The 25,642-nt window shown below is 70.7% G+C and carries 24 protein-coding genes; 11 read left to right on the top strand and 13 right to left on the bottom strand.

Annotated elements, in window-relative coordinates; genetic code table 11:
• The first annotated feature begins 154 nt into the window (after positions 1-154).
• Both O7553_RS11640 and O7553_RS11635 read left to right on the top strand, forming a co-directional pair.
• The gene (locus tag O7553_RS11640; protein ID WP_281554808.1) at positions 155-922 is read left to right on the top strand and encodes an ABC transporter ATP-binding protein; all 768 of its coding nucleotides are present in this window, start codon (positions 155-157) and stop codon (positions 920-922) included.
• Positions 922-3,468, top strand: a complete 2,547-nt coding sequence (locus tag O7553_RS11635; protein WP_281554807.1) for an FtsX-like permease family protein — start codon at positions 922-924, stop codon at positions 3,466-3,468. The genes O7553_RS11640 and O7553_RS11635 overlap by 1 nt, the downstream gene beginning before the upstream one ends.
• Before the next feature lie 42 nt (positions 3,469-3,510).
• Here the strand turns inward: O7553_RS11635 and O7553_RS11630 are convergent, their stop codons facing one another.
• Both O7553_RS11630 and O7553_RS11625 read right to left on the bottom strand, forming a co-directional pair.
• Positions 3,511-4,203 carry an HAD family phosphatase gene (locus O7553_RS11630; protein ID WP_281555579.1) on the bottom strand — a complete coding sequence of 231 codons (693 nt, stop codon included), beginning with the start codon at positions 4,201-4,203 and terminating at the stop codon, positions 3,511-3,513.
• Between the two features lie 108 nt (positions 4,204-4,311).
• Complete coding sequence (locus O7553_RS11625; protein ID WP_281554806.1) at positions 4,312-5,070, bottom strand: neutral zinc metallopeptidase; 759 nt, start codon at positions 5,068-5,070, stop codon at positions 4,312-4,314.
• Between the two features lie 256 nt (positions 5,071-5,326).
• Here O7553_RS11625 and O7553_RS11620 point away from each other — a divergent pair, with 256 nt between their 5' ends.
• The 4 genes from O7553_RS11620 (at position 5,327) to O7553_RS11605 (ending at position 9,536) form a co-directional block, all read left to right on the top strand.
• Entirely contained in the window at positions 5,327-6,196 is an 870-nt protein-coding gene (locus tag O7553_RS11620) for a PAC2 family protein (protein WP_123601502.1), read from the top strand.
• 84 nt (positions 6,197-6,280) lie between these two features.
• Positions 6,281-7,303: a methyltransferase gene (locus O7553_RS11615; RefSeq protein WP_281554805.1), complete on the top strand. Its 1,023-nt coding sequence runs from the start codon at positions 6,281-6,283 to the stop codon at positions 7,301-7,303.
• A 155-nt stretch (positions 7,304-7,458) separates the two neighbouring features.
• Positions 7,459-8,250, top strand: a complete 792-nt coding sequence (locus O7553_RS11610; protein WP_281554804.1) for a GntR family transcriptional regulator — start codon at positions 7,459-7,461, stop codon at positions 8,248-8,250.
• 197 nt (positions 8,251-8,447) lie between these two features.
• The gene (locus O7553_RS11605; protein ID WP_281554803.1) at positions 8,448-9,536 is read left to right on the top strand and encodes a lytic polysaccharide monooxygenase; all 1,089 of its coding nucleotides are present in this window, start codon (positions 8,448-8,450) and stop codon (positions 9,534-9,536) included.
• 71 nt (positions 9,537-9,607) lie between these two features.
• Here the strand turns inward: O7553_RS11605 and mshC are convergent, their stop codons facing one another.
• From mshC to O7553_RS11575, 6 genes are all read right to left on the bottom strand, one after another.
• Positions 9,608-10,852: a cysteine--1-D-myo-inosityl 2-amino-2-deoxy-alpha-D-glucopyranoside ligase gene (gene mshC / locus O7553_RS11600; protein ID WP_281554802.1), complete on the bottom strand. Its 1,245-nt coding sequence runs from the start codon at positions 10,850-10,852 to the stop codon at positions 9,608-9,610.
• Between the two features lie 49 nt (positions 10,853-10,901).
• Positions 10,902-11,720 carry an SCO1664 family protein gene (locus O7553_RS11595; RefSeq protein ID WP_281555578.1) on the bottom strand — a complete coding sequence of 273 codons (819 nt, stop codon included), beginning with the start codon at positions 11,718-11,720 and terminating at the stop codon, positions 10,902-10,904.
• A 4-nt stretch (positions 11,721-11,724) separates the two neighbouring features.
• On the bottom strand, positions 11,725-12,318 hold the full coding sequence (locus O7553_RS11590) for a DUF3090 domain-containing protein (protein WP_281554801.1): 594 nt from the start codon (positions 12,316-12,318) through the stop codon (positions 11,725-11,727).
• 64 nt (positions 12,319-12,382) lie between these two features.
• Positions 12,383-13,105 (bottom strand): MSMEG_4193 family putative phosphomutase, encoded by a 723-nt coding sequence (locus O7553_RS11585; RefSeq protein ID WP_281554800.1) that lies wholly within the window; start codon positions 13,103-13,105, stop codon positions 12,383-12,385.
• Positions 13,106-13,176: 71 nt separating this feature from the next.
• Positions 13,177-14,004: an undecaprenyl-diphosphate phosphatase gene (locus O7553_RS11580; protein WP_281554799.1), complete on the bottom strand. Its 828-nt coding sequence runs from the start codon at positions 14,002-14,004 to the stop codon at positions 13,177-13,179.
• Positions 14,001-15,053: an LLM class F420-dependent oxidoreductase gene (locus O7553_RS11575; RefSeq protein ID WP_281554798.1), complete on the bottom strand. Its 1,053-nt coding sequence runs from the start codon at positions 15,051-15,053 to the stop codon at positions 14,001-14,003. Before O7553_RS11575 ends, O7553_RS11580 begins: the two co-directional genes overlap by 4 nt.
• Positions 15,054-15,260: 207 nt before the next feature.
• Here O7553_RS11575 and O7553_RS11570 point away from each other — a divergent pair, with 207 nt between their 5' ends.
• Positions 15,261-16,232: an aldo/keto reductase gene (locus O7553_RS11570; RefSeq protein ID WP_281554797.1), complete on the top strand. Its 972-nt coding sequence runs from the start codon at positions 15,261-15,263 to the stop codon at positions 16,230-16,232.
• A 62-nt stretch (positions 16,233-16,294) separates the two neighbouring features.
• Entirely contained in the window at positions 16,295-16,486 is a 192-nt protein-coding gene (locus O7553_RS11565; protein WP_281554796.1) for a DUF5703 family protein, read from the top strand.
• Between the two features lie 9 nt (positions 16,487-16,495).
• Here O7553_RS11565 and O7553_RS11560 read toward each other — a convergent pair whose 3' ends face one another.
• On the bottom strand, positions 16,496-17,170 hold the full coding sequence (locus tag O7553_RS11560) for a hypothetical protein (RefSeq protein ID WP_281554795.1): 675 nt from the start codon (positions 17,168-17,170) through the stop codon (positions 16,496-16,498).
• Between the two features lie 40 nt (positions 17,171-17,210).
• Positions 17,211-18,533 (bottom strand): M20/M25/M40 family metallo-hydrolase, encoded by a 1,323-nt coding sequence (locus O7553_RS11555; protein WP_281554794.1) that lies wholly within the window; start codon positions 18,531-18,533, stop codon positions 17,211-17,213.
• 140 nt (positions 18,534-18,673) lie between these two features.
• On the opposite strand from O7553_RS11555, the gene O7553_RS11550 reads away from it, so the two are divergent.
• The 3 genes from O7553_RS11550 to O7553_RS11540 all read left to right on the top strand — a co-directional run bounded on the left by O7553_RS11550 (position 18,674) and on the right by O7553_RS11540 (position 22,186).
• On the top strand, positions 18,674-19,306 hold the full coding sequence (locus O7553_RS11550; protein WP_281554793.1) for a hemerythrin domain-containing protein: 633 nt from the start codon (positions 18,674-18,676) through the stop codon (positions 19,304-19,306).
• A 100-nt stretch (positions 19,307-19,406) separates the two neighbouring features.
• Entirely contained in the window at positions 19,407-20,393 is a 987-nt protein-coding gene (locus tag O7553_RS11545; protein ID WP_281554792.1) for a LysR family transcriptional regulator, read from the top strand.
• A 293-nt stretch (positions 20,394-20,686) separates the two neighbouring features.
• Positions 20,687-22,186, top strand: coding sequence for a S1 family peptidase (locus tag O7553_RS11540; RefSeq protein WP_281554791.1), 1,500 nt, complete (start codon positions 20,687-20,689; stop codon positions 22,184-22,186).
• A gap of 136 nt (positions 22,187-22,322) precedes the next feature.
• Here the strand turns inward: O7553_RS11540 and O7553_RS11535 are convergent, their stop codons facing one another.
• The 3 genes from O7553_RS11535 to O7553_RS11525 all read right to left on the bottom strand — a co-directional run bounded on the left by O7553_RS11535 (position 22,323) and on the right by O7553_RS11525 (position 25,510).
• Entirely contained in the window at positions 22,323-22,685 is a 363-nt protein-coding gene (locus tag O7553_RS11535) for a DUF3140 domain-containing protein (protein ID WP_281554790.1), read from the bottom strand.
• A 23-nt stretch (positions 22,686-22,708) separates the two neighbouring features.
• Positions 22,709-22,900: a hypothetical protein gene (locus O7553_RS11530; RefSeq protein ID WP_281554789.1), complete on the bottom strand. Its 192-nt coding sequence runs from the start codon at positions 22,898-22,900 to the stop codon at positions 22,709-22,711.
• A gap of 66 nt (positions 22,901-22,966) precedes the next feature.
• Positions 22,967-25,510 (bottom strand): ATP-dependent Clp protease ATP-binding subunit, encoded by a 2,544-nt coding sequence (locus O7553_RS11525; RefSeq protein ID WP_281554788.1) that lies wholly within the window; start codon positions 25,508-25,510, stop codon positions 22,967-22,969.
• Between the last annotated feature and the right edge of the window lie 132 nt (positions 25,511-25,642).

The raw sequence follows: 25,642 nt of genomic DNA, 5'->3' as shown, positions 1-25,642 counted from the left end.
GCCCTGGCGGATGAGTCCGGCCCGCCGGGATCATTCTCAGGTCGGAGGAGCGCCCCCGTCACGGGCGGAGTGGTGAACCGTTCCCGGGCAGGACCCGGGCAGGGCGACCGGAACATACCGTTGGCGGCAGACAACAACGGTAGGAGTCTCCGACGTGACAACGACGACAGCGACCGGACCAGCCGCCCGGGCAGCCGACGTGTGGAAGGTGTACGGCGCCGGCGAAGCCCAGGTGATCGCCCTGCACGGCGTCACCCTCGACCTGGAACCCGCCCGGTTCACCGCCATCATGGGGCCGTCCGGCTCGGGCAAGTCCACTTTGATGCACTGCCTCGCCGGGCTCGACACCGTCACCCGCGGCACCATCACCATCGGCGACACCACTGTCACCGGACTCAACGACACCGGGCTGACCAGACTCCGCCGGGACAAGCTCGGCTTCATCTTCCAGCAGTTCAACCTCCTCCCCACGCTCACCGCCGAGGAGAACATCCTGCTGCCCATGGCGATCGCCGGCCGCAAACCCGACCCCGCCTGGTTCGACACCGTCATCGACACCGTCGGCCTGCGTGACCGCCTGCACCACCGACCCACCCAACTGTCCGGCGGCCAGCAGCAGCGGGTCGCCTGTGCCCGCGCCCTCGTCGCCCGCCCCGACGTCGTCTTCGCCGACGAACCGACCGGCAACCTCGACTCCCGCGCCGGCGCCGACGTCCTCGGCTTCCTACGCAACTCGGTACGCGACCACCAGCAGACCATCGTCATGGTCACCCACGACCCGGTCGCCGCCTCCTACTCCGACCGCGTCGTCTTCCTCTCCGACGGCCGTATCGTCGACGAGCTACAGCAGCCGACCGCCGAGGCGGTCCTCGACCGGCTGAAGGGCCTCGACGTCGCGGCGATCGAGCAGGAGCAGGTTTGATGCTGCGCGCCACGTTGAAGAGTCTGCTCTCCCGCAAACTGCGGCTGGTGCTGTCCGCAGTGGCGATCGTCCTCGGGGTGCTGTTCGTTTCCAGCGCCACGGTGCTCACCGACAGCTTGAGCAGCCGCTTCGAACGGCTCTTCCAGACCGTCAACGCGGACGTCGCCGTACAGGTGCAGGCGGCCGACACGGCCGGTCAGCAAGCGGAGCCGCCGCTGCTGACCGACGCTGACCTGAATCGCATCGCCGCTGTCAACGGGGTGGCGTCGGTGACCGGTGACGCCAGCTCTACCGGGGTGATCCCGTTCCGGGCCGCCGACGGCAAGGCGGTGCCGAGCCAGGCACCGCAGCTGGGCATCGGCCTGACCGCCGCCGGCGACGACGACGCGCTGCTCCAAATCGCCGAGGGACGCACGCCCAGCGCCGACGACGAGGTCGCGGTGACCCGGTTGACCGCCGAGCAGGCCGGCGTCACGGTCGGCGACCAGCTCCGGGTGTACGTCTCCAGCGCCTACCAGGCCAGCGAGTACGACGTGGTGGGCCTGCTGGAGTACAGCGGGGGCAGGTCCACCCTCGGTGGCGAGACACTGGTCGCCTTCACCGTGCCACAGGCACAGCAGTTGTTCTACGGCGAGGCCGGGGTGTTCGGCACGGCACAGTTGACCGCCGACCCCGGTGTCACCGACGACGAGCTCAAGCGGCTGGTGGCCGACGAGCTGCCCGCCGGGTTCGAGGCGGTGACCGGCGCAGAGCTCGCCGACGAGCAGGCGTCCCAGTTCACCCAGCTGCTGACCTTCGTCAACTGGTTCTTCCTCGGGTTCGCGCTGATCGCGTTGCTGGTCGGCATGTTCCTGATCTTCAACACGTTCAACATCCTGGTCGCGCAGCGGTCCCGCGAGCTGGCCCTGCTCCGGGCACTGGGTGCCAGCTGGGCCCAGGTCACCTCGGCGGTGCTGATCGAGGCGCTGGTCGTCGGCGTGATCGCGGCCACCCTCGGCCTGGCCGCCGGCATCGGCGTCGCCGCCGGCCTGCAGTTCCTGGCGGTCGAAGCGCTGTCGCTGCCCGCTGGCGGGTTGATCGTCTCACCGGTCGCGATCCTGGCGTCCTACCTGGTCGGTGTACTGATGACCATGGTCGCGGCGTTGATTCCGGCGATCCGCGCCTCGGCGGTTCCGCCGGTGGCCGCGATGCGCGACGTGGTCCGCCCGGACCGGCCGCTGACCGGGCTCACCACTACCGGCGGGGTGGTCACCGCGCTCGGCGCGGGGCTGCTGGCCGTGGGTCTGATCGGTGTCTCCGGGCTGACCGCCGTCGCGCTCGGCGGTGGCGTGCTGCTGTCGATCATCGGCGTGGCGCTGCTGTCGCCCGCCCTCACCCGTCCGGTGGCCGGCACCGTCGGTCGCCTGGTCAGCTGGGGTACGGCGACCGGTCTCGGCCGACGCAACACGCTGCGCAACCCGCGGCGTACCGCTGTCACCGCCGCTGCCCTGATGATCGGGGTGACCCTGGTCAGCACCATCGCGGTGATCGGGTCGTCGTTGAAGGCAACCACCACCGACCTGGTGGAGAACGGCCTCGGGGCCGAGATCATCATCTTGACCAACGGCCAGCAACTGCCGACCGGGCGGGAGGGTTTCGATCCCGCACGCCTCGACCAGGTAGCCGAGATCGACGGTGTGACCGGCACCGTCGCGTACCACATCGCGATACTGACCGCCGACGGCCGCCCCAACCAGCTCATCTCCGCCACCGACCTGTCACAGGCCGGCCCGATGTTCGCTCTCGAGACCGTACAGGGCCGCCTCGACGCCGGCGACGGCGAGACGGTGGTCGACGTGAACACCGCGCAATCCAACGGATGGACGGTCGGCGACGACATCGTCATCGACATGCCGCGTGGCGGCGAACGGGCCTACGAACTCGTCGGCGTCTACCGCACCGCGCTCACCGCCGGGCTGATCCTGCCCGAGTCCCAGGTGCAGTACCTCGCCGGGCCGCTGGCCTACCAGGGGTTCGTCGCCACCACCCCGGACGCCGACGTGCAGCGGATCGTCGCCGAGACCGAGGCGCTGATGGCCGACTACCCGTTGGTGACGGTCGGCGACCGCAGCAGCTTCGTCGAGCAGCAGAACCAGCTGGTCGACATCCTGCTCAGCATCTTCTACGTACTGCTGGCCCTCGCAGTGCTGGTGGCCTTCATCGGAATCGTCAACACCCTGGTGCTGAGCATCTACGAACGCACCCGGGAACTCGGGCTGCTACGCGCGGTAGGGATGAGCCGACGCCAGGTCCGCCGGATGGTCCGCGTCGAATCACTGCTGATGGCGGTCTTCGGCTGCCTGCTCGGTGTGGCGTTGGGCGTGGCGCTCGGACTGGCCGCGTCGTTCGCGATGCGCAGCCAGGACGTGCTGTCGGTGGTCAGCGTGCCGGTCGGCCAACTCGTCGGGTTCGTCGTCGCCGCCGCGCTGGCCGGCGTGGTCGCTGCCTGGTGGCCGGCCTGGCGGGCGTCCCGGTTGAACGTACTGCAGGCGATCTCGCACGAGTGACCGACCAGGCCGGTTGACGGGCAGCCCGAACCGGGCTGCCCGTCAACCGGCCGCCACGGGCAGATCGGCCCGGTACGCGGCGAGCAGCGCGGTCAGATCGGCCACCGTCACGTCGCACAGACTGGCCCGTACCTGGACCCGGTCCGGCACCGGGAACGCCGCCTCGGCCGGCACCGCGAGCACCGCCGCCCCGGCGGCGTGCGCGCTGGCCACCCCAGCCGGGGAATCCTCGACCGCCACGCAGTCCGTCGCCGACACGCCGAGGGCGGCTGCAGCGGCCAGGTACGGGGCCGGATCGGGTTTGGTCGCCGGCACCTCGTCGCCGCAGCACACCACGTCGAAGTTGTGCCGCCCGATGGTGTGCAGCGCCACGTCGACCAGGGCACGTTCGGTCGAGGTGACCAGCGCGGTACGGATGCCGGCCGCCCGGACGGCCCGGACCAGCTCGAAGGCGCCCGGCCGGGCCGGTAGGCCGACGCTGAACAGGGCGGTGACCCGACGGGTCAGCCAGGCTGCGCCGGCCGCCGGGTCCCGCCACGGCTGGTCCAGGTCCTCATGCAGCAGCCCCATCGTGGTGGCCATGTCCGAACCCACCATCGCCAACCGCGCCTCGGCGGACAGTTGCCCGCCGTAGTGCACGGCCAGCTCCCGCAGGGCCACGTCCCAGAGATTCTCGCTGTCGATCAACGTTCCGTCCATGTCGAACAGGACGGCGGCGGGTGGCGGGGTATTCAGCGGAACCTCCCTGGTCCGGGCACGACGGGTTGTCCCACGATCCTGCCTGATCACAGCGCTGTCGCCCAGCCGGCGACGGCGACGGCGCAGGTCGCCGGCCGGCGTGAGTCAGGTCAGGTCACACCCGGCCAGCGACCGGTCATACCCGTTGAAGAAGGCTGCGCTCCGCTGGTCGGCGGTGCCGTGCGAGCCCTCCTCGAACCACGGCTGGTCGGGATCGTCCGCCACGCTCGCCAGACCGCGTTGGAACTCCTCCAGGTCACCGTCGTCGAGCTGCAGCGTGCCGTCGCGTACCGAGTCACCGAGATAGGCCCCGGCCAGACAGTCGGCGGCCAGCTCCCGCTGGATGCTGAACCGGTACTCCAGATCCAGCCGCACCTGGATGCCGTGCGCGTATTCATGGCCGATGAGGTAGAACAGGAACGAGTCGCCGACCGTCTGGAAGACATCGAATGCCCAGTTCGCGTCGTAGGCGATGAACTCGGACCCGCTGGTCAGGCAGTAGACCGCGTTGTTGCGCGGAATGAGCTGGTCGCCGCAGCTCAGTTCGCCGTCGCGTTGGTAGGCGATCGCCTGCCCGATCGGCTCGAACGCCGCACCGAACCCGGCGAACCGCTGCGACCAGTACTGGTCGGCGAGAGCTTCGGCCCCCGCGATGTCCTGCTCGAACTCCTCGACCGTGTCGGTGCCGTCGAGTGACCCGTCGGCCGCCCCGGTGGCACCGCCCCCGGGCACCGCCGGCTGGTTGGGTTCACCCGGCCCGGCGTCGGGCAGCGGCACCGCGGCGCAGGCCGCCGCCGCGACGACGGCGGCACACAACGCCACCAGCTGAAACCGGCTGCGGACACGGTCGCCGGGCTGACGCATACCGGCCTCCTCGCTCAGTTGTCGGACGGCGACGCGTGGCCGTCTGCGGTCCATGCTGCCCCAGTTGCGCAATACGTACGGCGTCGGTATGCGGATCAGGCCGACGGTGGAGCCGGCGCGGCCACCGGGCCGGGTCGTCGGCCGGCACGTAGGCTGACAGGGTGAGGCACGACAACTACCCCGCACCCAGACGTCGACGAGTAGTCGCAACGACCGCGAGCATGCTGCCAGGTCGGTATGACGGCGAGGAGGCCCGGTGACCGAGTTCGACGGTCTGCCGGTGCTGCGGTCACCGGTGGCTATCGCCGCGTTCGAAGGCTGGAACGACGCCGCGGACGCCTCCACCGCGGCCGTCGAGCACCTGCAGGAGGTCTGGCAGGCCCGGGAGATCGCCGCGCTAGACCCGGAGGACTTCTACGACTTCCAGGTCAGCCGGCCGACCATTACCGGCTCCAGCGGCGACGCGCGCCGTATCGAGTGGCCGACGACCCGGTTCATGGTGGCCAGCCCGGAAGGCACCGACCGGGACGTGGTGCTGATCCACGGGATCGAACCGAGCATGCGCTGGCGTACCTTCTGCGAACAGGTCCTGGAGCTGTGCCACAGTCTGGAGGTCAACCGGGTGGTGCTGCTCGGCGCTCTGCTCGCCGACGTGCCGTACACCCGGCCGTTGCCGATCAGCGGGACCGCGTCGGAGAAGGAGGCGGCACAGCGGCTCCAGCTCGTCCCCACCCGGTACGACGGTCCCACCGGGATCGTCGGAGTGCTGCAGGACGCCTGCGCCCGCGCGGAGGTGGACGCGGTCTCGTTCTGGGTACACGTGCCGCACTACGCCAACAACCCCCCCTGCCCGAAGGCGACACTGGCGCTGCTGCACCGGGTGGAGGACGTTCTCGACCTGCCGGTTCCGATGGCCGACATGGCCGAGGAGGCGGCCAAGTGGGAGGCCCGGGTACGGACCACCGCCGAGCAGGACGCCGAGCTGGGCGAGTATGTCCGCGAGTTGGAGGAACGGGTCGGCGACGCTGGTATCCAGCCGCTGACCGGTGACGAGATCGCCCAGGAGTTCGAGAAGTACCTGCGCCGCAGGGGTGGGTCGGCCGGCCCGACAGCCGGTTCGTGGTGACCGGCCGGACGGATACCCGACCCGGATCTATCGGCTAACTGACAGCTCCGTCAGTCGGGCGGCCCTTTACCGGAAAATGTCCGGATGCTAACCCCCACCCCTCTTATGCGTCTGGTGACCGGTTTCTGGAGCTTCAAGACCCTGGCCGCCGCCGTCGAGCTGAACCTGTTCACCAGGCTCGCCGGCGGACGGACCATCACCGTCGGGCAGCTGTGCGACGAGTACGGGCTGGCTGAGCGCCCAGCGGGCACTCTGCTCGCCGCCTGCGCCTCGCTCGGACTGCTCACCAAGCAACCCGGCTCCGACAGCTACCGCAACGCGCCGATCGCCGAGGAGTTCCTGGTAGCCGGCCGCCCCTACTACTTCGGCGGTCAGGTTCGCTACTGCGACGAACGTACCTACCTACCGTGGCATCGCATCGGTGAGGCGTTGCGTACCGACCGGCCACTGACCTGGGACCCGGACACCCAGGAGTCGCTCTTCGCCGACGTGGATCCGCGGATCCTGAACCTGTTTCTGGAGGCTATGTACGCCGCGTCGATCTTCACCGCCCGCGCGCTGGGTGAGGCCTACGACTTCAGCGCCCATCACCGGCTACTCGATCTGGGCGGCGGGTCGGGCGCGTACCCCATCGAGTTGTGCCGGCGGTACCCGCATCTGCGGGCGAGCGTCTACGACCTGCTACATGTCGTGCCGGTCGCTGCGGAGAAGGCCGCCGCCGCCGGTCTGGCCGACCGGATCGACACGGTCACCGGTGACTTCTTCGTCGACGAGAAGCTGCCGCAGGGACATGACGTCATCCTGCTCAGCATGATCCTGCACGACTGGGATGAACCGACCAACCGGGCGCTGCTGACCCGCTGCCACGACGCGCTGCCGTCAGGCGGCACGATCGTCGTCTGCGAGTTGCTGCTCAACCCCGAACGCACCGGTCCACCCGAGGCCGCCCTCATGGGGATGAACATGCTGGTGGAGACGGAGGGCGGGCGCAACTACTCGGAGACCGAGTACGCCGATTGGTTGGCCGACGCCGGGTTCGGCTCCATCCGTACCGTGGTCTTTGACGCCCCCGGGGCGAACGGCGCGCTGATCGCCCGCAAGCGGTGACCGTCGTCGGACGCTGATTGACGAGTGGTCGGGCTGGTGCGTCCGGTTACTGGTCACGCCGATGGGTGTTGTCTGGCGGTGGTCGGGCTGGACACACTCCCTTTGTTATCCTAGGATGCTAGGTATATCGGTTGAAGGGTGGTCGGTCCGTAGAGATGCAGGTCAATCCTGGAGCCGCCGAGGTTCCACACCGCCAGATCGCCGACCTGATTCGGGAACGGATCCGCCGCGGCGAGTGGGCACCCGGCGAACGGCTGCCCGCCATCCCCGCCCTCGCCGAAATGTACGGTGTGGCCAAGCAGACCGCCCAGCGTACCGTCGATCAGCTCCGCGTCGAAGGACTGTTGATCACCAAGCCGGGCTCCGGCACGTTCGTCCGGGGCACCCGACGCCGACTCAACAGGCTCGCCCGTGGCCGGTACGGCGGACACCGCGGATACCACGCCGACCTGGCGGCGCGCTACCGGCAGCAGCTGACCGAGGTCGGCCGCGCTCCGGCGGTACCCGAGGTGGCCGACGCGTTCGGCGTCACTGACGGCACCGAGCTGATCGTCCGCCGGCACCTGGTGCGCACCGAGGACTCCCCGGTCGAGGTGGGAGCCTCCTGGTTCCGAGTGGCCGACGCCGCCGGCACCAGCCTGGAGCGGGCCGAGCCGTTCGGCCGACCCACCTACCAGGAGGCCGAGGAGGTGACGGGCCGACGATACGTCTGGGCGCGCGACGTGCTCAGCGCCCGTCAGCCCAGCCGACAGGAGGCGCAGCTGCTCCGAATTCGTCCGGACACCCCGGTGCTACATCTGCTGCACGTGGCCTACGACGGCGACCGGCGACCGATCGAGGTGGCCCAGGCGACCTGGCCCGGCCCGGTGACCACCTTGACCGAAGAGTACCGGGTCCCGGCACCCATGCCGGATCCGGACCCAGATCCCGGTCTCGTACTCGGCTGACCCGGTACTTCTTGCGGCTTACTTTGTTTTCCATTCAAACTATTGACTTGAAAATCGAGGCATGTGAATCTCGGCACGGGACTGTCGCGAGGGCCGCGCGGCACGGCGGGACCGGGCTACCCGCCGTCCGATCCGGCGGGAACGCCTGTGTCCCGGCAAACCCCGCCACCGCCGTCCAACCTTGTCCGGGAGCAGACATGCCTTCCCTCACCGTCACCCCGTGGGCACCCCTGCGCCGGGTACTCACCGTTGCGGCTGTCGCCGCGTTGCTGTTCACCACCGCGCTGGCCGACGTAGCCGCCGCACACGGCTCATCGATCGCCCCACCGTCACGCAACTACGGGTGCTACGAACGCTGGGCCAGCGACTTTCAGAACCCCCGGATGGCCACCGAGGACCCGATGTGCTGGCAGGCCTGGCAGGCAGACTCCACCGCCATGTGGAACTGGAACAGTCTTTACATCGACGGGGTCAACGGCCAGCACCAGGCACACATCCCCGACGGTCAGCTGTGCAGCGCCGGCAACACCGGCGGTGTCCGGTATGCCGCACTGGACCAACCCGGCAACTGGCGTGCCGCCAACGTCGGCACGAACTTCACGCTCACGTACCACGACCAGGCGCTGCACGGTGCCGACTACCACCTGGTGTACGTCACCCGGCAGGGTTTCAACCCACTCACCCAGCGACTGCGCTGGAGCGATCTGGAGCTGGTGTGGACCACCGACGGCGCGGACCCCGGTGAGGGCACCCGGACCAGCAACCCGAACCTCAACGGCGTGTCGGTCGACATCCCAGTCAGCGCGCCCGGCAGGACCGGCCGGCACATCGTCTACCTGATCTGGAAGGCCAGCCACGCCGACCAGACCTACTACTTCTGCAGCGACGTGAACTTCGGCGGGACCCCGGCCCCGACCACCGCACCACCCACCACCGCACCACCCACGCCGGCCCCGACCACCGCACCACCCACCACCCCGGCGCCGGGCGGCTGTACCGCAACCTTCTCCATCGTCGCCACCTGGCAGGGCGGCTTCCAGGCCGAAGTGCGGGTGACTGCCGGCGGTACGCCGATCAGCCGCTGGACGTTGAACTGGACCAATCCCACCGGACAGCAGGTCACCCAGGCGTGGAACGCCACGGTCAGCAGCAACGGTTCGGCCGTCACCGCCACCAACGTCAGCTACAACGGCAGCATCGGGTCCGGAGCGTCCACCAGCTTCGGCCTGCTCGGCTCGGCCACCGGCACGCCGGTGGCACCGACCCTGACCTGCACGCCGAACTGACCTGTCCACGAAGTCCGGTCGGGTCCGGCGCCGCTGCAGGACCCGACCGGACACCGGTACGGTCAACCGAGTCAGTCGTGCAGGCGCACACCGAGCAGGGCGTCGCAGGTCTCGGCCATCAGCGTCGGTGCCTGCGGATCCGCACCGGTGCCGGCGAGCGCGTGGTCGGCCCACTCGTCGATCAGGGCCAACGCGCCAGGGGTGTCGAGATCGTCGGCCAGCCGGCCGCGGACCCCGGCGAGCAGCTCCGCGCCGGACGGCCCAGCGTCACACCGGGCGGCCTCGCGCCACCGGTGCCACCGCTGCTGACCGCTTTTGAGGGTGTCGTCGGTCCACTGGCGATCAGCCCGGTAGTGCCCGGAGATCAGCGCCAGCCGCAGAGCCATCGGTGGCACCCCGTCGCCCCGCAGCCGGGAGACGAAGACCAGGTTGCCCCGGGACTTGGACATCTTCTCCCCGTTGAGGCCGATCATGCCGGCGTGCGCGTAGTGGGCGGCGAACGGGCCGGTGCCGGTCAGCACCTCCGCGTGCGCGGCGGAACACTCGTGATGGGGGAACAGCAGGTCGTTGCCGCCGCCCTGGACGTCGATCCGGTCACCCAGCAGACCCAGTGCGATCACCGCGCACTCGATGTGCCAGCCCGGTCGGCCGGGGCCCAGCGCACCGCCGTCCCAGGCCGGTTCACCGTCGCGGGCACCGCGCCACAGCAGCGGGTCCAGCGGGTCACGTTTACCCGGACGCTGCGGATCGCCACCCCGCTCAGCGGCGAAGGTCAACATCTGCTCCCGGGACAGATTCGACTCGTAGCCGAACCGCGGCGCGGCGGCCACGTCGAAGTACACGTCACCGGTGCCGTCGGCCAGCCGGTAGCCGGCACCGCGGTCAAGAAGGGCGCCGACCCGCTCGGCGATGGCCGGGATCGATTCCACCGCACCCACGTAGTGGTCCGGCGGGATGATCCGCAACGCCTCCATGTCCTCCCGGAACAGCGCGGTCTCCCGCATCGCGAGAACAATCCAGTCCTCCCCGTCGCGGGCCGCCCGCTCCAGCAGCGGATCATCGACATCGGTGACGTTCTGCACGTACCGCACCCGGTGCCCGGCGTCCCGCCACATCCGCTGCACCAGATCGAACGCGAGCATGGTCGCGGCGTGCCCCAGGTGGGTGGCGTCATACGGGGTGATCCCGCATACGTACATCGTCGCAGGGTCGACCGGCCGGGTCGGTGCCACCGCCCGCCGAGCAGAGTCGAACAGCGCCAACGGCACACCCGTGCCGGGCAGCCGGGGCACCTCATGACCGGTCCAGGAGTCCATGCCGCCACCCTATCCAGGGTGCCGGCGGCACCGGAGAACGGCAGACGAATCACATCGGCGGCCAGGGAATCGCGCTACGCGTCGCCGGCGGCGGCGGAAAGCACCCGGCCTCGATCAGTGCGTCGACCCGCCCGCCCAGCTGGGTGACCTCGGCCTGGGTGAGCAGCGACGCCAGCTGCCCGCCCAGCTTCGCGTCGACCGCCGTACGCAGCTGACGCAACGCCGACCCGGCCTCCGGTGGCAACGGACGGCCGGACCAGCCCCACAAGACCGTACGCAGCTTGTCGTCGACATGGAAGCACAGCCCGTGGTCGACGCCGTACACCTGGTTGTCCGTCCCGGCCAGCACGTGCCCGCCCTTGCGGTCGGCGTTGTTGACCAGGACGTCGAACACCGCGAGTCGGGCCAGCCGCGGATCGTCGGCATGCGCCAAGGCGTACGGCCTGCCGTCGGTGTCCCGGGCCGCCGCCACCGGCAGCCAGTCGGTCGGCACCTGGTCGGCCGCGACGAAGTCGACCAGCGGCACCGATCCGTCCGGCTCGTCGATCCACAGCTGGCAGGCACCCGGACCGATCGGACCGTCCCGCAACACCGTCGGCGGTACCAACGGCCACCCGAGCGCCTGTGCCACCAGGTGGGCGGCGACCTCCCGGCCGGCCAACGTGCCGTCCGGAAAATCCCACAGTGGACGCTCGCCGCGGACTGGCTTGTACACGCACCGGATCGCTGTCCCGTCGGCCTCGATGACAGCCCGCAACGTCGTGTTCGATGCGTCGATCAACTGGCCTTCGAGCCGCATCTCGCCGGTACGGAGCAATCGCAGCACGGTGGCGTCCCGGTCCACCGCCGGCTGCCGGCCCGTCTCCATCACCTCAGCGGTGGTAGCCGTTGTGCCGTGGACAGAGGTGGCCGCGCGGGTCCAGCGGCTGACCGCAGAGCGGACAGGGTGGACGGCCGGCGGCCACCACCCGGCGTGCCCGATCTATGAAGCCGCGGGCCGCCGCCGGGGTCAGCCGGACCCGGAGCCGGTCCAGGCTGGCGTCGACCTCGTCCTCGCTGTCGTCGTCGTCATCGTCGTCGAGCAGGCCGTCGTCGTCGCCGGTTTCGAGCCCGGCTTCCGGCTCGCCGGCGGCGATGGCCTCGATGACGACGGTGGTGGTGTCCACGTCGAAGGCCAGGCCGAGCGTGCCGACCCGGAACTCCTCGTCGACCGGCGTCTCCAGCGGTTCGTTGTCCGACTGCCCGGTCGGTAGTTCCGGCACGTCGACACCGAACCGCCGCTGCGCCTCGGCCAGCAGCTCCTCGAGCTTCTCGGCCAGCAGCGACACCTGGACCTTCTCCAGGGCCACGCTGACCACGCGACCGCCACCCCGGGCCTGCAGGAAGAACATCCGCTCCCCCGGCGGCCCGACGGTCCCCGCGACGAACCGCTCCGGCGGCTCGAAGGCATGCACCTGGTGGGTCATGTCATCGACCCTATCGGGCGTCCGGGTCGATCCGGTAACGCACCGACCCGATTGACCGGTACGCTCACTGCCGGTCACGTCCGCCGGCACCGGCGCCGCCGCCGACAGCGGCATCGGAATCGGAATCGGCCGACCCACCCCGTCGCCTCGGCCGACGCTGTTTCGCCGGCACCAACCCGGCCAGGTCACCGCCGGTGTCGTTGAGCCGCACCAGGAACGGCCGGGTCGCCGTGTACCGGATTACCGTCAACGAGGCGGGATCGGCCACGATCCGCTGGAACAGGTCCAGGTGCAGGCCGAGCGCATCGGCCACGATGGCCTTGATCACATCGCCGTGGGTGCAGGCCAGCCAGAGAGCGTCGGGCCCCCGTTCGGCGTCCACCACACCGTTCCAGTGCCGTACCGCAGCCACCGCGCGGGCTGCGACCGCGGCCAGCGCCTCCCCGCCGGGGAACACCGCGGCACTCGGATGCTCCTGCACGACCCGCCACAGCGGCTGTTTCACCAGTGACCGCAGAGACTGGCCCTCCCACTCGCCGTACCCGCACTCGATCAGGCCGTCGTCGATCGCCGGGGTCGCCTCGGGAACGGTCAGCGCCAGGGTCTGCCGGCATCGGACCAGCGGGCTGCTGACCACCTGTGCCCAGGGCAGCCCGGCCAGCCGGGCGCCGACCGCCCGGGCCTGCTCCTGGCCGGTCTCGTCGAGCTCGACCGGCTGCCGGCCGGCCAGACCGCCCGCAGCGTTGGCGGTCGTCCGACCATGTCGCAGAAGTACCAACGTCGCCACCAAACCAGCCTACGGGGGGCGGCTGCGTGCCGGGCCGGCGACCGACCCGGTCAGCAGTCGGGTCGGGTCCCTCAGGTGGCGGAAATGGTGCCGGTGACCAGCAGCGCCATCACGAGGGAACCGAGCGCCACCCGATAGAGCACGAAGGCGTACAGGGTGTGATGCGCGACATAGCGCAGCAACCAGGCGATCGCCGCGTAGCCGACCACGAACGCGATGGCGGTCGCCACCACCATCTGGGCCGCCGTGGGTGCCCGGCCCTGCGGGTCGAACACGTCGGGCAGGCTGAACAGCCCGGACATCACCACCGCGGGAATGGCCAGCAGGAAGGAGAACCGCGCGGCCGCCTCCCGGGTGAGGTTCAGCAACAGTCCGGCGGTCAGTGTGCCACCGGACCGGGAGACGCCCGGGATGAGCGCCATCGCCTGGGCGAAACCCATGACCACGCCGTCCCGCAGGGTCAACCGCTCCAGGGTACGGGTCTGCCGGCCGAGGTACTCCGCGACGGCGAGGACCAGCGCGAACACGATCAGCACGGTCGCCGTGATCCACAGGTTCCGCAGACCGTCGCGGATCTGATCCTTGAACAGCAGGCCGATCACCCCGATCGGGATCGACCCGACGATGACGTACCAGCCCATCCGGTAGTCCGGCTCGCCGCGTACCGAGGGATCCCAGATGCCAACGACCCAGGTCCGGGTGATCCGCCAGATGTCCTTGGCGAAATAGAGCAGCACCGCAGCCTCGGTGCCCAACTGGGTCACGGCGGTGAAGGAGGCCCCCGCGTCCGCCTCGAAGAACAGCGCCGAGGTGATCCGCAGATGCGCCGACGAGCTGATCGGCAGGAACTCGGTGAGCCCCTGCACCACGCCGAGCACGATGACCTCGACCCAGCTCACCGCCCCACCCCGGCCACGTCGAGGGCCCGCGCCACAGTCCGCAGCGTCGCCAACCGCGCCTCGGTGTCGGCGTCGAACAGGCTGACCGACAGGGTGGTCACGCCCGCGGCGGCATACTCGCCGATGCGCTGCGCGATCCGGTCCGGCGGGCCCAGCAGCGCGGTCTGATCGATGAATTCCAGCGGTACGGCGGCTGCAGCCTCCCGCAGCCGGCCGGCCAGATAATGGTCCTGCACCTCGTCTGCGGCGGCCCCGAAGCCCATCCGGGTGGCCAACTGGTGGTAGAAGTTCTGCGTCCGGCTGCCCATCCCGCCGACGTACAGCGCGGCGTACCCGCGCAGCAGGTCGGCGCAGGCGGCGACGTCGTCGCCGACCACCACCGGCACGGCCGGCACCACGTCGAAGCCGGTGAGGTCGCGACCGGTGCGGGCCCGGCCGGCGGCGATCAACGCCAACTGGTCGGCGGCGGTGCTGGGCGAGAAGAAGACCGCCAGCCAGCCGTCGGCGATCTCGCCGGCCAGTTCGAGGTTGCGGGGGCCGACCGCGGCCAGATACACGGGAATCCGCGGCCGGGGCGGGCGGAAGTTGAGCTTCAAGACCTTGCCCGGGCCATCGGGCAGCGGCAGGGTGTAGTGCGTGCCCGCATACTCGACCCGCTGGCGTCCGACCGCGAGCCGGACGATCTCCACGTACTCGCGGGTCCTGGCCAACGGCTGACCGAACCGTACACCGTGCCAGCCCTCGGAGACCTGCGGACCGGAGACCCCCAGGCCGAGCCGGAACCGGCCACCGGACAACGTGTCGATGGTGGCGGCGGTCATCGCGGTCGACGCCGGGGTCCGGGCCGGGATCTGCATCACCGCCGAACCCACGTCGATCCGGCTGGTCTGGCCGGCCAGCCAGGCGAGCAGACTCGGCGAGTCGGACCCGTACGCCTCGGCGGCCCAGACCACCGTGTAGCCGAGCCGCTCCGCCTCCTGGACGAGCGCCAGTTGGTCGGCCGGCGAGCCAGCGCCCGTGAGGTAGCCGAGATTGAGTCCGAGTCGCACTCCCAGTCATCCCCCATCCCCCGCCAGGCGGGGCGTCGACGGCGCTGCCGGGCAGCGGCCGTGGCCAAGCCGCACCAGGGTACGCAATCGTCCGCCGCCATTAGACAACCGGCCGGGTGACTCGCCGACCGGCTCGGTGCCGGTCGGCAGCGGACGACGGCGGGAGTGAGGATGTCCGTACCGCCAGGATCTGCTTAAGGTGCATCCATGCAGCAGCGACCGCTCGGCCGCAGCGGGCTGGCGGTCTCCCGGCTCGCGCTCGGCACCATGACCTGGGGCCGGGACACCGACGCCGACGACGCCGCGGCGCAACTGAAGAGTTACCTGGACGCCGGGGGCAATCTGATCGACACCGCCGACGTGTACGGCGACGGCGACGCCGAGGCGGTCATTGGTTCGCTGCTGGACAGCATGGTGCCCCGCGAGGATCTGGTCATCGCGACCAAGGCCGGGCTACGGCCGGGCGGGCCACGGCGGCGCGACACCTCCCGTTGGCATCTGCTGCGTACCCTCGACGCCTCGTTGCGGCGGCTCGGCACCGACTACATCGACCTGTGGCAGGTACACGGATACGACCCGGACACCCCGATGGAGGAGACCCTCGGCGCGTTGGACACGGCGGTGACCAGCGGACGGGTCCGGTACGTCGGGGTGTCGAACTTCAGCGGCTGGCAGACCGCCCGGGCGGCGGCCTGGCAGGCCGCGGTGCCCGGCCGGGCCGCCGTGGTCGCCGCTCAGGTCGAGTACTCCTTGCTGCAACGTGGGATCGAACGGGAGGTGCTGCCCGCCTGCGCCGCGTTGGGGCTGGGTGTACTGCCCTGGTCACCGCTCGGCCGCGGCGTGCTCACGGGTAAGTACCGGCACGGCCGCCCGGTCGACTCCCGGGCCGCGTCGCCGCATCTGGAGCTGTTCGTCGCGACCTACCTGGAGCCGCGCTGCTCCAGCATCGTCGAGGCGGTCTCGACGGCCGCCGCCGGCCTGGGGGTGGCGCCGCTGGAGGTCGCGCTGGCCTGGGTCCGGGACCGCCCCGGGGTCACTGCGCCGATCCTCGGGGCACGCACGGCGGGGCAGCTGCTCGGGGCGCTGCAGGTTGAACGGATGACGCTGCCCACGGAGATCACCCGGGCACTCGACGACGTGTCGGCGCCGCCCGTCGGCTACCCGGAACGCGACGGGTGACTGAGCCTCCGAAGGAGGCCGACGGGTGACACAGCTCGGGGGCCGACGGCAGGATGGTGGTCATGGACTACGAGTACGCGCCGCTGCGGTTACCGCCGAACGTCGACCGGGTGACCGCAGCCGCGCAGTTGGCGATCCAGGCCGAGTTCTCCGGCTGGGAGCTCGCCCGGGTGCGGCTGTTCCGTGACGGCACGCGCCAGGTGGTGCTCCGGCGCAGAATCGCCCGGCAGCCGCAACCCGGGCTCAGTACGTAGTCGGTACGATCAGCGCGGGTCGCCGCCCGGGGCCTCGTCGTCATCGTCCGGCAGGTAGGCGTGCTCGTCGAGTCGGCCGACGATCTCGTCGCCGGGAACCGACCGGAACGGTCCGTCGACATCGCCGTCGCTGAACGCCTCCGGATCCAGCGGTGTGGTGACCTCGTGCACCATGACCACGCCGTCGAGCGGTTCCAGCTCCGGGATGTCCAGCGCGCCGAGTGAGCCGTCGCCGGCCTGCAGCAGCTCGAGCACCGCCTCTCCGACACCACCGACCGGCTCGGCCGCCTCGGCGGACGGGCTGCCCTGGCGGCGGGCCGCGTCGGCGATGCGGACCAGCGCGGCGACCGACGGCACCCGGTAGTCCCGACGCTGGCGTACCGAGACGACCTGCGGGTGCGGGTCGGCCAGTTCGGCGCCGTCGACGCCGCCGACGCCGACGCCGAACCGTTCGTCCGCCTCCTGCGGATCGATCGACTCGACGTCCCAGGGTGTCACCTCACCGAAGGCGTCCAACAGTTGCTCGTCGTAGGCGTACGACGCGTTGTTGAGCGTCACGTACGCCTGCCAGACGGCGTCGTCGTCGATCCGGCCGTCGGCGGCCTTGACCGTGGCCAGATGTGCCCGGGCCGCCTGGAACACCTGCTCCAGCGCGGCGTCGAGGTCGGTGTGCTGGTCGGTCATACGGGTGGAATTCCCTTCACCGTCGATGGGGCGCCGGCGGTCAGCTCTGGCGCAGGAAGCGGTCGAGCACATGCACGCCGAACTGTAGCCCCTCGACCGGGACCCGCTCGTCGATGCCATGGAACAGCGCAGAGAAGTTCAACTCCGCCGGCAGCCGCAGCGGGGTGAACCCGAAGCATCGGATGCCGAGTTGACGGAATGCCTTGGCGTCGGTGCCGCCGGAGAGCATGTACGGCACGGTCCGGGCACCGGGGTCGGCGTGGCGCAGCGCGGCGGCCATCGCGTCGACCAGTGCACCGTCGAAGGTCGTCTCGATCGCCGGCTGCCGCTCAACGTGTTCGATCTCCACGTCCGGGCCGATCAGCTGGCGGAGCTCGGTCAGGAACTGGGTTTCCTGGCCGGGCAGCACCCGGCAGTCGATGGTGGCGCTGGCCCGACCGGGGATGACGTTCTCCTTGTAGCCGGCGTCCAGCCGGGTCGGGTTGGCGGTGTTGCGGACCGTGGCACCGATGATGTTCGCGATCGGGCCCAGCTTGGCGATCGTCGTCTCCGGGTCGTCCGGGTCGAACTCGATACCGAGCAGGTCGGAGACCTCAGCCAGGAAGTCCCGCACGGTCGGGGTGACGACGATCGGGAAACGGTGCCGGCCGAGCCTCGCCACCGCCTCGCACAACGCCGTGACCGCGTTGTCGTCGTGCATCATCGAGCCGTGTCCGGGACGGCCCCGGGTGTGCAGCCGCAGCCAGTTGATGCCCTTCTCCGCCGTCTCGATCAGATACAGCCGCAGGTCGTCACTGACCGTGTAGGAAAAGCCGCCGACCTCGCCGATCGCCTCGGTGCAGCCGTCGAACAGCCCGGGGTGCCGCTGCACCAGGTGGTGAGCGCCGTACCGGCCGCCGGCCTCCTCGTCGGCGGTGAAGGTCAGCACGATGTCGCGAGGTGGCCGGGTCCCGCTGCGCTGCCAGTCACGGACCACGGCGAGCACCATCGCGTCGAAGTCCTTCATGTCGATCGCCCCGCGGCCCCACAGGTAGCCGTCGCGCAACTCACCGGCGAACGGTGGGACCGACCATTCGGAGGCGTCGGCTGGGACCACGTCGAGGTGGCCGTGCACGAGCAACGCCCCGCGGGACGGGTCGGTGCCACCGAGCCGGGCCACCAGGCTGGCCCGGCCGGGCGCGGACTCCACGATCGTGCTAGTGACGCCGACCTCGGCGAGCTGGTCGGCGACGTACTCCGCGGCGACCCGTTCACCGACGCTGGTCAGCGGGTCACCGGTGTTGGTGGTGTCGATCCGCAGCAGGTCGCGGCAGATCCGCACGACCTCGTCAGTCGGTGCCGGCGGCGGGGAGGGTGCAGTCATGCGGTTCTTCTTACCAGCCGTCCGGCCGCTGCCCCAGCCCTGCCGCGACACGCCTCACGGTTTCGGGCGACGGTGTGGTGGGTATCGCCGCATCCGCCGGGCAGTACGACGTCCCCGGCCCGCCACCGAAGGAGACGACCGTGTCGGTAGGCCTTCCCCCCATCCCCGAACTCGGCGACGACCACCTGCCGCACGACCCGGGCGGACCTCGGCTCACCATGCTGCTCGTCGAGGAGCACCGCCGGATCGAGCAGCTCTGCGAGCGGCTCGACGCGGCGGCCGACCCGGACCGGCGGCGCCAGATCGCGGACGTGCTGGTCGCCGTGGTGAGCCGGCATCTGTCGGCCGAGGAGCAGTACCTGTACCCGGCTGTGCGGACCGCCCTGCCCGACGGAGACCCGCTGGCCGACCGGGGCATCGCGACGGACCGCCCGCTGCGGAACGTGCTCAGCTCATCCGACGTGGCGGCGGCCGGGGTACCGGCCGGGATCGCCTCCGCCTGGCGGCACCACCGTACGGTCGTCGAGCAGGAGCTGCTGCCACGGCTACGGGCGGCGGCGACCGACGAGGAGCTCATCCGGCTGGGCAACCGCGCGGAGACAGCCGAGGAGGCCGCCCCGACCCGGCCGCATCCCGACGCCCCGCAGCGGCCGCCGTGGAATCGGGTGGTGGACCCGGCGCTGGGGGTGCTGGACAAGGCCTGGGATCTGCTGTCCGGCCGTACTACCTATCCCGAGGATCTGACGACGACGCCGGTCGATCGCGATAGCTAGTCCGTAATATCCGTTCAGTTCTGTTTCATATTGATGTCGGAGAACGTTTCCCCCATCGAAGGTCTTCCCGTCGATCCCGTTCTGGTCCTACCGTCACGTTATGAACCTGGAGCTGCGGCACCTGCGGGTGGTCTGCGCCATCGCGGAGACGGGAAGCGTCACCAAGGCGGCCTCCATGTTGGGGTTGGCGCAGCCCGCGCTCACCGCGCAACTACAACGGATCGAACGGACCCTCGGCGGGCCCTTGTTCGAGCGCGACCGGCGGGGTGCCCGACCGACCGCGCTGGGCGAACTGGTCCTGGCCCGGGCCCGGGTGCTGCTGCCGGCGATGAAAGGGCTGCAGGACGAAGCAGCCCGACTGGCCGGCACAGGCAGCGTGATGAGCAGGTTCCGGCTCGGCGGGGTCAACAGCCCGATCCTGGGTGGCCTGGTGCACCGGCTCGCCGCCGACCAGCCGCAGGCGCAGATCAGCACCTACGCCTCCTGGTACGTCGACGAGCTCGCCCGGATGGTGCTCAGCGGCCGGCTGGACTACGCGCTCACCGGGGTGTGCGGCGACGCCACCCCGTCGGCCGAGTTCGGACTGGCGTGGCGGGCGGTCGCCGTCGACGCGATCTTCGTCTTGTTGCCGGAGTCCCACCCGCTGGCGCACCGTCAGGAGATCGAGCTCGGCATGCTCGCCGACGAACAGTGGGTCGCGGCGCCCGGCGACGGATGCTTCGGCGACTGCTTCGCCGCCGCCTGTGCCCGGTCCGGGTTCACTCCCCGCAAAATGTACGAGACCGACATCCGCGGCTGCGTCGACCTGGTCGAGTCTGGCGAGGCGATCGCCCTGTGCCAGGCGACGTTCCGGCCGATCAGTGGGCTGGTGACCCGACCGCTGGCCGGTGCGCCGCTGCGGTGGCGGCTGCTGCTGGGCTGGCACCCGGACGCGACCGCCGCCGCCCTCGCCGACCGGGTGTTCACCCACGCCACCACGGCGTACACCGACTCCCTGGCACGTAACCCGCAGTATCTCGGCTGGCTCGCAGACAACCCCGGTTTCGGGGCGCAGAGCCTGGCCGGGATCCCGGTCGCGGACGGCTGACCGGGCCGACCAGCCCCGCCCCTGCCGGCCCCGCTCCGCCCTACCGGTCGCTGTGACGGTATGAGCCAGCTGGTATCTGCCTGCTGACATAGACCGCCATTAAGTTGACAGCAGCTCGACGTTCCCCCGATCACCGACATCCGGGTCCCGACGGCACACCACGACCGGCGGACCATCCGGGCCCGGCCCGTCGGCGTCGGAAACGTCGGGTTGCCATGTGCCTCCGGCCGGCTCAGCCAGGCGATCCCTGGCCGCCCACCGGAGTCACTTCCGTTCGATCGTCAGGGGAGCAAATGAGACGAGCACTGATCGCGGCCACCGCGGCCGCTATCCTGCCACTGGGCGCGGCCGGTCTGGCCGCGATGCCCGCGATGGCAGCACCCAGCGCCGGTCCGGTCACCCAGCCGGCCGCCGACGCGGCCGCACCCGGGATGCTTGCCGCGATGCAGCGCGACCTGGGGCTGACCGCGGACCAGGCGCGGACCCGGATCGCCAAGGAAGCCAGCGCCAACAAGAAGGAAGCGATGCTGCGCGCCACCCTCGGCGCCGACTTCGGTGGGGCATGGCTGTCCCCCGACGGCGGCACCCTGACCGTGGCTGTCACCGACCCGGCCCAGGCCGAAGCGGTGACCGCAGCCGGGGCGAAGGCCAAGCTGGTCGACCGCAGCGCGGCCGAACTCGACCGGGTCAAGGCCAAGCTCGACCGCACTGCGGCGAAGGCGCCGGCGACCGCCGTCGCCGGCTGGTACGTCGACGTGGCCACCAACACCGTGGTGGTGCTGGCCCGCGGCAACGCCACGGTCGCCGAGAGCTTCGTCGCCGGCAGCGGCGCCGCAGCGGACGCGGTACGGATCGTGCGCACCGACGAGACCCCGACCACCCTGTACGACGTCCGGGGCGGCGACGCCTACTACATGGGCGGCCGCTGCTCGGTCGGCTTCTCGGTGACCGGCGGGTTCGTCACCGCCGGGCACTGCGGCAGCGTGGGCACCGCCACCCAGGGCTACAACCAGGTGTCGCAGGGCACCTTCCGCGGGTCGTCGTTCCCCGGCAACGACTACGCCTGGGTGCAGACCAACTCGAACTGGACGCCGCAGCCGTGGGTGAACAACTACAGCGGCGGCAACGTCACGGTCGCCGGCTCGGCCGAGGCGGCGGTCGGCGCGTCGATCTGCCGGTCCGGGTCCACCACCGGCTGGCGCTGCGGCACCATCCAGGCCAAGAACTCGACGGTGAACTACCCGCAGGGGCGGGTGTCCGGCCTGACCCGGACCAACGCCTGCGCCGAGCCCGGTGACTCCGGCGGCTCATGGCTGTCCGGCCAGCAGGCCCAGGGTGTCACCTCCGGCGGCTCGGGCAACTGCTCGACCGGCGGCACCACCTACTTCCAGCCGGTCAACGAGATCCTCTCGGTGTACGGCCTGACGCTGCGCACCAGCGGTGGCGGCAACCCGCCGCCGACCACCCCGCCGCCGGGCAGCGGTACCTGCAGCGGGTACCAGAACACCTACACCGGGTCGCTCTCCTCCGGCGGCACCCAGATCCAGCCCAACGGCAGCTACTTCACCGCCGGCTCCGGCACCCACCGGGCCTGCCTGGACGGGCCGACCAGCCGTGACTTCGACCTCTACCTGCAGCGCTGGAGCGGCAGCGGGTGGGTGAGCGTGGCCAGCGGCACCAGCCCCGGTCCGGACGAGACGCTGACCTACAGTGGCTCCGCCGGCTACTACCGGTACGTGGTCCACGCGTACAGCGGTTCGGGCAGCTACTCGCTCGGCATCACCCGGCCGTAGCCGTTTGTCTCCCGGCCGGGCCGGTCGGGCCGGGAGACTGAGGCTGCCAGGTCCGCGACCGGCGGCGGGTACCGATTCCCGGTACCCGCCGCCGGGGCGGGTCGTGTCGTCCCGCACGGGTGCAGGTGGTGACCGGTCAACCGGCCGTGTCCGCGTCGGCCCGCAGCGGATCGTGCCCCAGATCCAGCAGCGCCCGCCGCCACCGGTCGTCCGCCGCGCCCGTCGGCGGGCGGCGGGCGAGCAGGTCCCGGATCCCCTCGACGACCTGCGCCATCACCTGCCGGTCCGGTTCGGTCAGATCCACCCGCCGTTTGCCCAGCACCGCCAGTACGGCACCACCGGGCTGGGGTAGGTCGACGCCGGGGCCGACGAACGCCCGTTCACCGGACGCCTCGGTCAGCAGCCAGTCACGCAACTGTTCCGAACTAATGTTCACGTACGCGTGGAACTCGTTCCACAACTGATCAGTGCCGGTGTCGGTTCGACGGTGCGCCGCCATCGACAACCTCCTCACTACGACGGTCAGTCGGGGGGCTCGGTGCTACTCACCGGGTCGTCGCGGTCGGCCCGGGTCTGCGTACCGGCCGGTTCCGGACGCACATCGGTGTCCGCCAGGACGGCGCCGGGTCCGGTCCCAGTGTCGAGAGGGCTGTTGCGGGCCAGCAGTTCGTCGGTCTTCGCGGACTTCTCACGCTGTTCCTCAGGTTGGCTCATCGTCGTCATCTCCGTTCGTCTGCCGAGCGGCGGGGGCCCGGTCGGATCGGCACCCACCCGGTGGGTTCACCAGCCGGCGCCTGCCGGCGCCGGATCCCGGTCGGCGGCGCTGTCGACGTCGAACCGCAGGCCACCGTCCCGCGCGTCGACGGTGACCCGTTGCCCCGCCGCCAACGTGCCGTCGAGCAGCAACCGGGACAGTTGGTTGTCGACCTCCCGCTGGATCGTCCGACGCATCGGCCGCGCGCCGAACTCCGGCTGGTATCCGGCTCCGGCTATCCAGTCGGCCGCCGCGTCGGTGACCTCCACCGCGATGTCCTGGGCGTGCAGCCGCCGGCGGGTCTCCTCCAGCAGCAGGTCGGTGATCTGGCGCAGCTGCTGCGAGGCCAGTTGCCGGAAGATGATGATCTCGTCGATCCGGTTGAGGAACTCCGGACGGAAGTCCTCCTGCAGCCGGCGCAGCAGGCGCTCGCGCAGGTCGTCGTCGGGACTGTCGCCGTCCACCCCACCGAAGCCGACACTGCGGCCGCCGCCGGTGATCAGCTCCGAGCCGAGGTTGCTCGTCATGATCAGAACCACGTTGCGGAAGTTGACAGTCCGGCCCTGACTGTCGGTCAGCCGGCCGTCGTCGATCAGCTGCAGCAGGACGTTGAACACGTCGGCGTGCGCCTTCTCGATCTCGTCGAGCAGCACCACCGCGTACGGTCGTCGGCGAACCGCCTCGGTGAGCTGGCCCGCCTCCTCGTAGCCGACGTACCCGGGCGGTGCCCCGACCAGCCGACTGACGGTGTGCCGTTCCTGGAATTCACTCATGTCGAGGCGGACCATCCGGTCAGCGTCACCGAACAGGGCCGCCGCGAGGGCCCGGGCCAACTCGGTCTTGCCGACGCCGGTGGGTCCGAGGAACAGGAAACTGCCGACCGGCCGGTCCGGGTCGCCCAGCCCGGCCCGCGAGCGCCGGACCGCCTCGGCGACCGCGGTGACCGCATCGTCCTGACCGACCACCCGTTGGTGCAGTTCGCCCTCCAGCCGCAGCAACCGGTCCCGCTCCTCCTCGGTGAGCTGACTGACCGGGATGCCGGTGGCCCGGGAGACCACCTCGGCGATCTCCTCGATGCTGACCTGGGGAACCCCGGCGCTGTCCGGGCTGCGGGCCGTCTCGATCAGCCGTTGCACCTGCGTCAGCTGGTCCCGCAGGTCGGACGCCCGTTCGTACTGTTCGTCGGCGACCGCCTGGGCCTTGTCCCGGTGCAGCTGCTCGAGCTGCCGTTCCAGGTCCCGAACGTCGGCCGCCGGTGTGCGGGTGCGCAGCCGGACCCGGGCCCCGGCCTGGTCGATCAGGTCGATCGCCTTGTCCGGCAGGAACCGGTCGCTGATGTAGCGGTCGGCGAGTTCCGCCGCCGACAGCAACGCGTCGTCGGTGAACCGCACCTGGTGATGCGCCTCGTAGCGGTCCCGCAGACCGTGCAGGATCGCGATGGTGTCCGCCACGGTCGGCTCGGGCACCAGGACCGGCTGGAACCGCCGGGCCAATGCGGCGTCCTTTTCGATGTTGCGCCGGTACTCGTCCAAAGTAGTCGCACCGACCACCCGCAACTGACCCCGGGACAACGCGGGTTTCAGCATGTTGCTGGCGTCCATCGACCCTTCGGCGCCGCCGCCGCCCGCCCCGACCAGGGTGTGCAGCTCGTCGAGGAAGACGATGAGGTCGTCGCCGTGGCTACGGATCTCGTCAATGACCTTCTTCAGCCGTTCCTCGAAGTCGCCGCGGTACCGGGTACCGGCGACCAGCCCGGCGAGGTCCAGCTGCACCACCCGCTTGCCGATCAGCGTCTGTGGTACGTCCCCGTCGACAATGCGCTGCGCCAGTCCCTCAACGATCGCAGTCTTGCCGACCCCGGCCTCCCCGATCAGCACCGGGTTGTTCTTGGTTCGCCGGGACAGGATCTCCACCGCCTGCTCGATCTCCTCACCCCGGCCGACGACCGGGTCGATCGCGCCCTGGGCGGCGAGTTCGGTCAGATCCTGCCCGTACTGGTCGAGGGTCGGGGTCCCACGGGCCGTCCGCGGTTTGGCCGCACCGCCGCGTTCCGCGCTGGCGTTCTGCAGCGACCGGGGTTCGACGTGGCCGGCCGCCAGCATCCGGCCAGCGGCAGACTCCGGATTGACCGCCAGCGCCATCAGCACGTGCTCGGGTCCGATGTAGGTCGCGCCGGTGGCCCGGGAAAGCTGATGCGCGTCCAGCAGGGCACGTTTCGCCGCCGGGGTCAGCGAGAGGTTCGCCGGCACCTCGCCCCGGCCGGCCGCCGGTCCGCCCAGCTCAGCGAGCAGCCCGTTCGGGTCGGCCCCGGCCCGGCGGACCAACTCCCGTAGCGGTTGACGCTGCAACGCCGCCCAGAGCAGGTGATCGGTGTCCAGGTCACTGGTGCCGGCCTGGGCCGCCCGGCGGGCGGCGGCGGTCAGCAGGTCACGGGCGTCGCCGCTCATCAGCCGGGTGATGTCGACCCGGTGCACCGGCAGCCGGGGCTCACCGCCGGTGAGAAACCGGGCCAGCAGGTCCTCCCAGGGATCGGTGCCGAGCCCTCCCGGGCCGTACGGTCCGTCACTCATCTGCGCCCCCTCGCCGTTACGCCCCGCCGGCTGTGAACCGGACTGTGGCTACCCGGGCCGCCCCGGGCCAAACGTCCCCGCCGTCCGGGACCACCACCGCACCGCGTTTGAGGTACCGGCGCGTGGGTCGGG

This window comes from Solwaraspora sp. WMMA2059, assembly GCF_027497315.1.
Classification (GTDB): Bacteria; Actinomycetota; Actinomycetes; order Mycobacteriales; family Micromonosporaceae; genus Micromonospora_E.
Note: the sequence above shows the minus strand (reverse complement) of the source record. Positions and strands in the feature narration are given on the sequence as shown.

Coding starts and splice junctions, on each gene's coding strand:
- O7553_RS11635 (WP_281554807.1), top strand. CDS start 922: ATGCTGCGCGCCACGTTGAAGAGTCTGCTCTCCCGCAAACTGCGGCTG.
- O7553_RS11625 (WP_281554806.1), bottom strand. CDS start 5,070: ATGCGTCAGCCCGGCGACCGTGTCCGCAGCCGGTTTCAGCTGGTGGCG.
- O7553_RS11615 (WP_281554805.1), top strand. CDS start 6,281: ATGCTAACCCCCACCCCTCTTATGCGTCTGGTGACCGGTTTCTGGAGC.
- O7553_RS11610 (WP_281554804.1), top strand. CDS start 7,459: ATGCAGGTCAATCCTGGAGCCGCCGAGGTTCCACACCGCCAGATCGCC.
- O7553_RS11605 (WP_281554803.1), top strand. CDS start 8,448: ATGCCTTCCCTCACCGTCACCCCGTGGGCACCCCTGCGCCGGGTACTC.
- mshC (WP_281554802.1), bottom strand. CDS start 10,852: ATGGACTCCTGGACCGGTCATGAGGTGCCCCGGCTGCCCGGCACGGGT.
- O7553_RS11595 (WP_281555578.1), bottom strand. CDS start 11,720: ATGGAGACGGGCCGGCAGCCGGCGGTGGACCGGGACGCCACCGTGCTG.
- O7553_RS11590 (WP_281554801.1), bottom strand. CDS start 12,318: ATGACCCACCAGGTGCATGCCTTCGAGCCGCCGGAGCGGTTCGTCGCG.
- O7553_RS11570 (WP_281554797.1), top strand. CDS start 15,261: ATGCAGCAGCGACCGCTCGGCCGCAGCGGGCTGGCGGTCTCCCGGCTC.
- O7553_RS11565 (WP_281554796.1), top strand. CDS start 16,295: ATGGACTACGAGTACGCGCCGCTGCGGTTACCGCCGAACGTCGACCGG.
- O7553_RS11560 (WP_281554795.1), bottom strand. CDS start 17,170: ATGACCGACCAGCACACCGACCTCGACGCCGCGCTGGAGCAGGTGTTC.
- O7553_RS11555 (WP_281554794.1), bottom strand. CDS start 18,533: ATGACTGCACCCTCCCCGCCGCCGGCACCGACTGACGAGGTCGTGCGG.
- O7553_RS11545 (WP_281554792.1), top strand. CDS start 19,407: ATGAACCTGGAGCTGCGGCACCTGCGGGTGGTCTGCGCCATCGCGGAG.
- O7553_RS11540 (WP_281554791.1), top strand. CDS start 20,687: ATGAGACGAGCACTGATCGCGGCCACCGCGGCCGCTATCCTGCCACTG.
- O7553_RS11535 (WP_281554790.1), bottom strand. CDS start 22,685: ATGGCGGCGCACCGTCGAACCGACACCGGCACTGATCAGTTGTGGAAC.
- O7553_RS11530 (WP_281554789.1), bottom strand. CDS start 22,900: ATGAGCCAACCTGAGGAACAGCGTGAGAAGTCCGCGAAGACCGACGAA.
- O7553_RS11525 (WP_281554788.1), bottom strand. CDS start 25,510: ATGAGTGACGGACCGTACGGCCCGGGAGGGCTCGGCACCGATCCCTGG.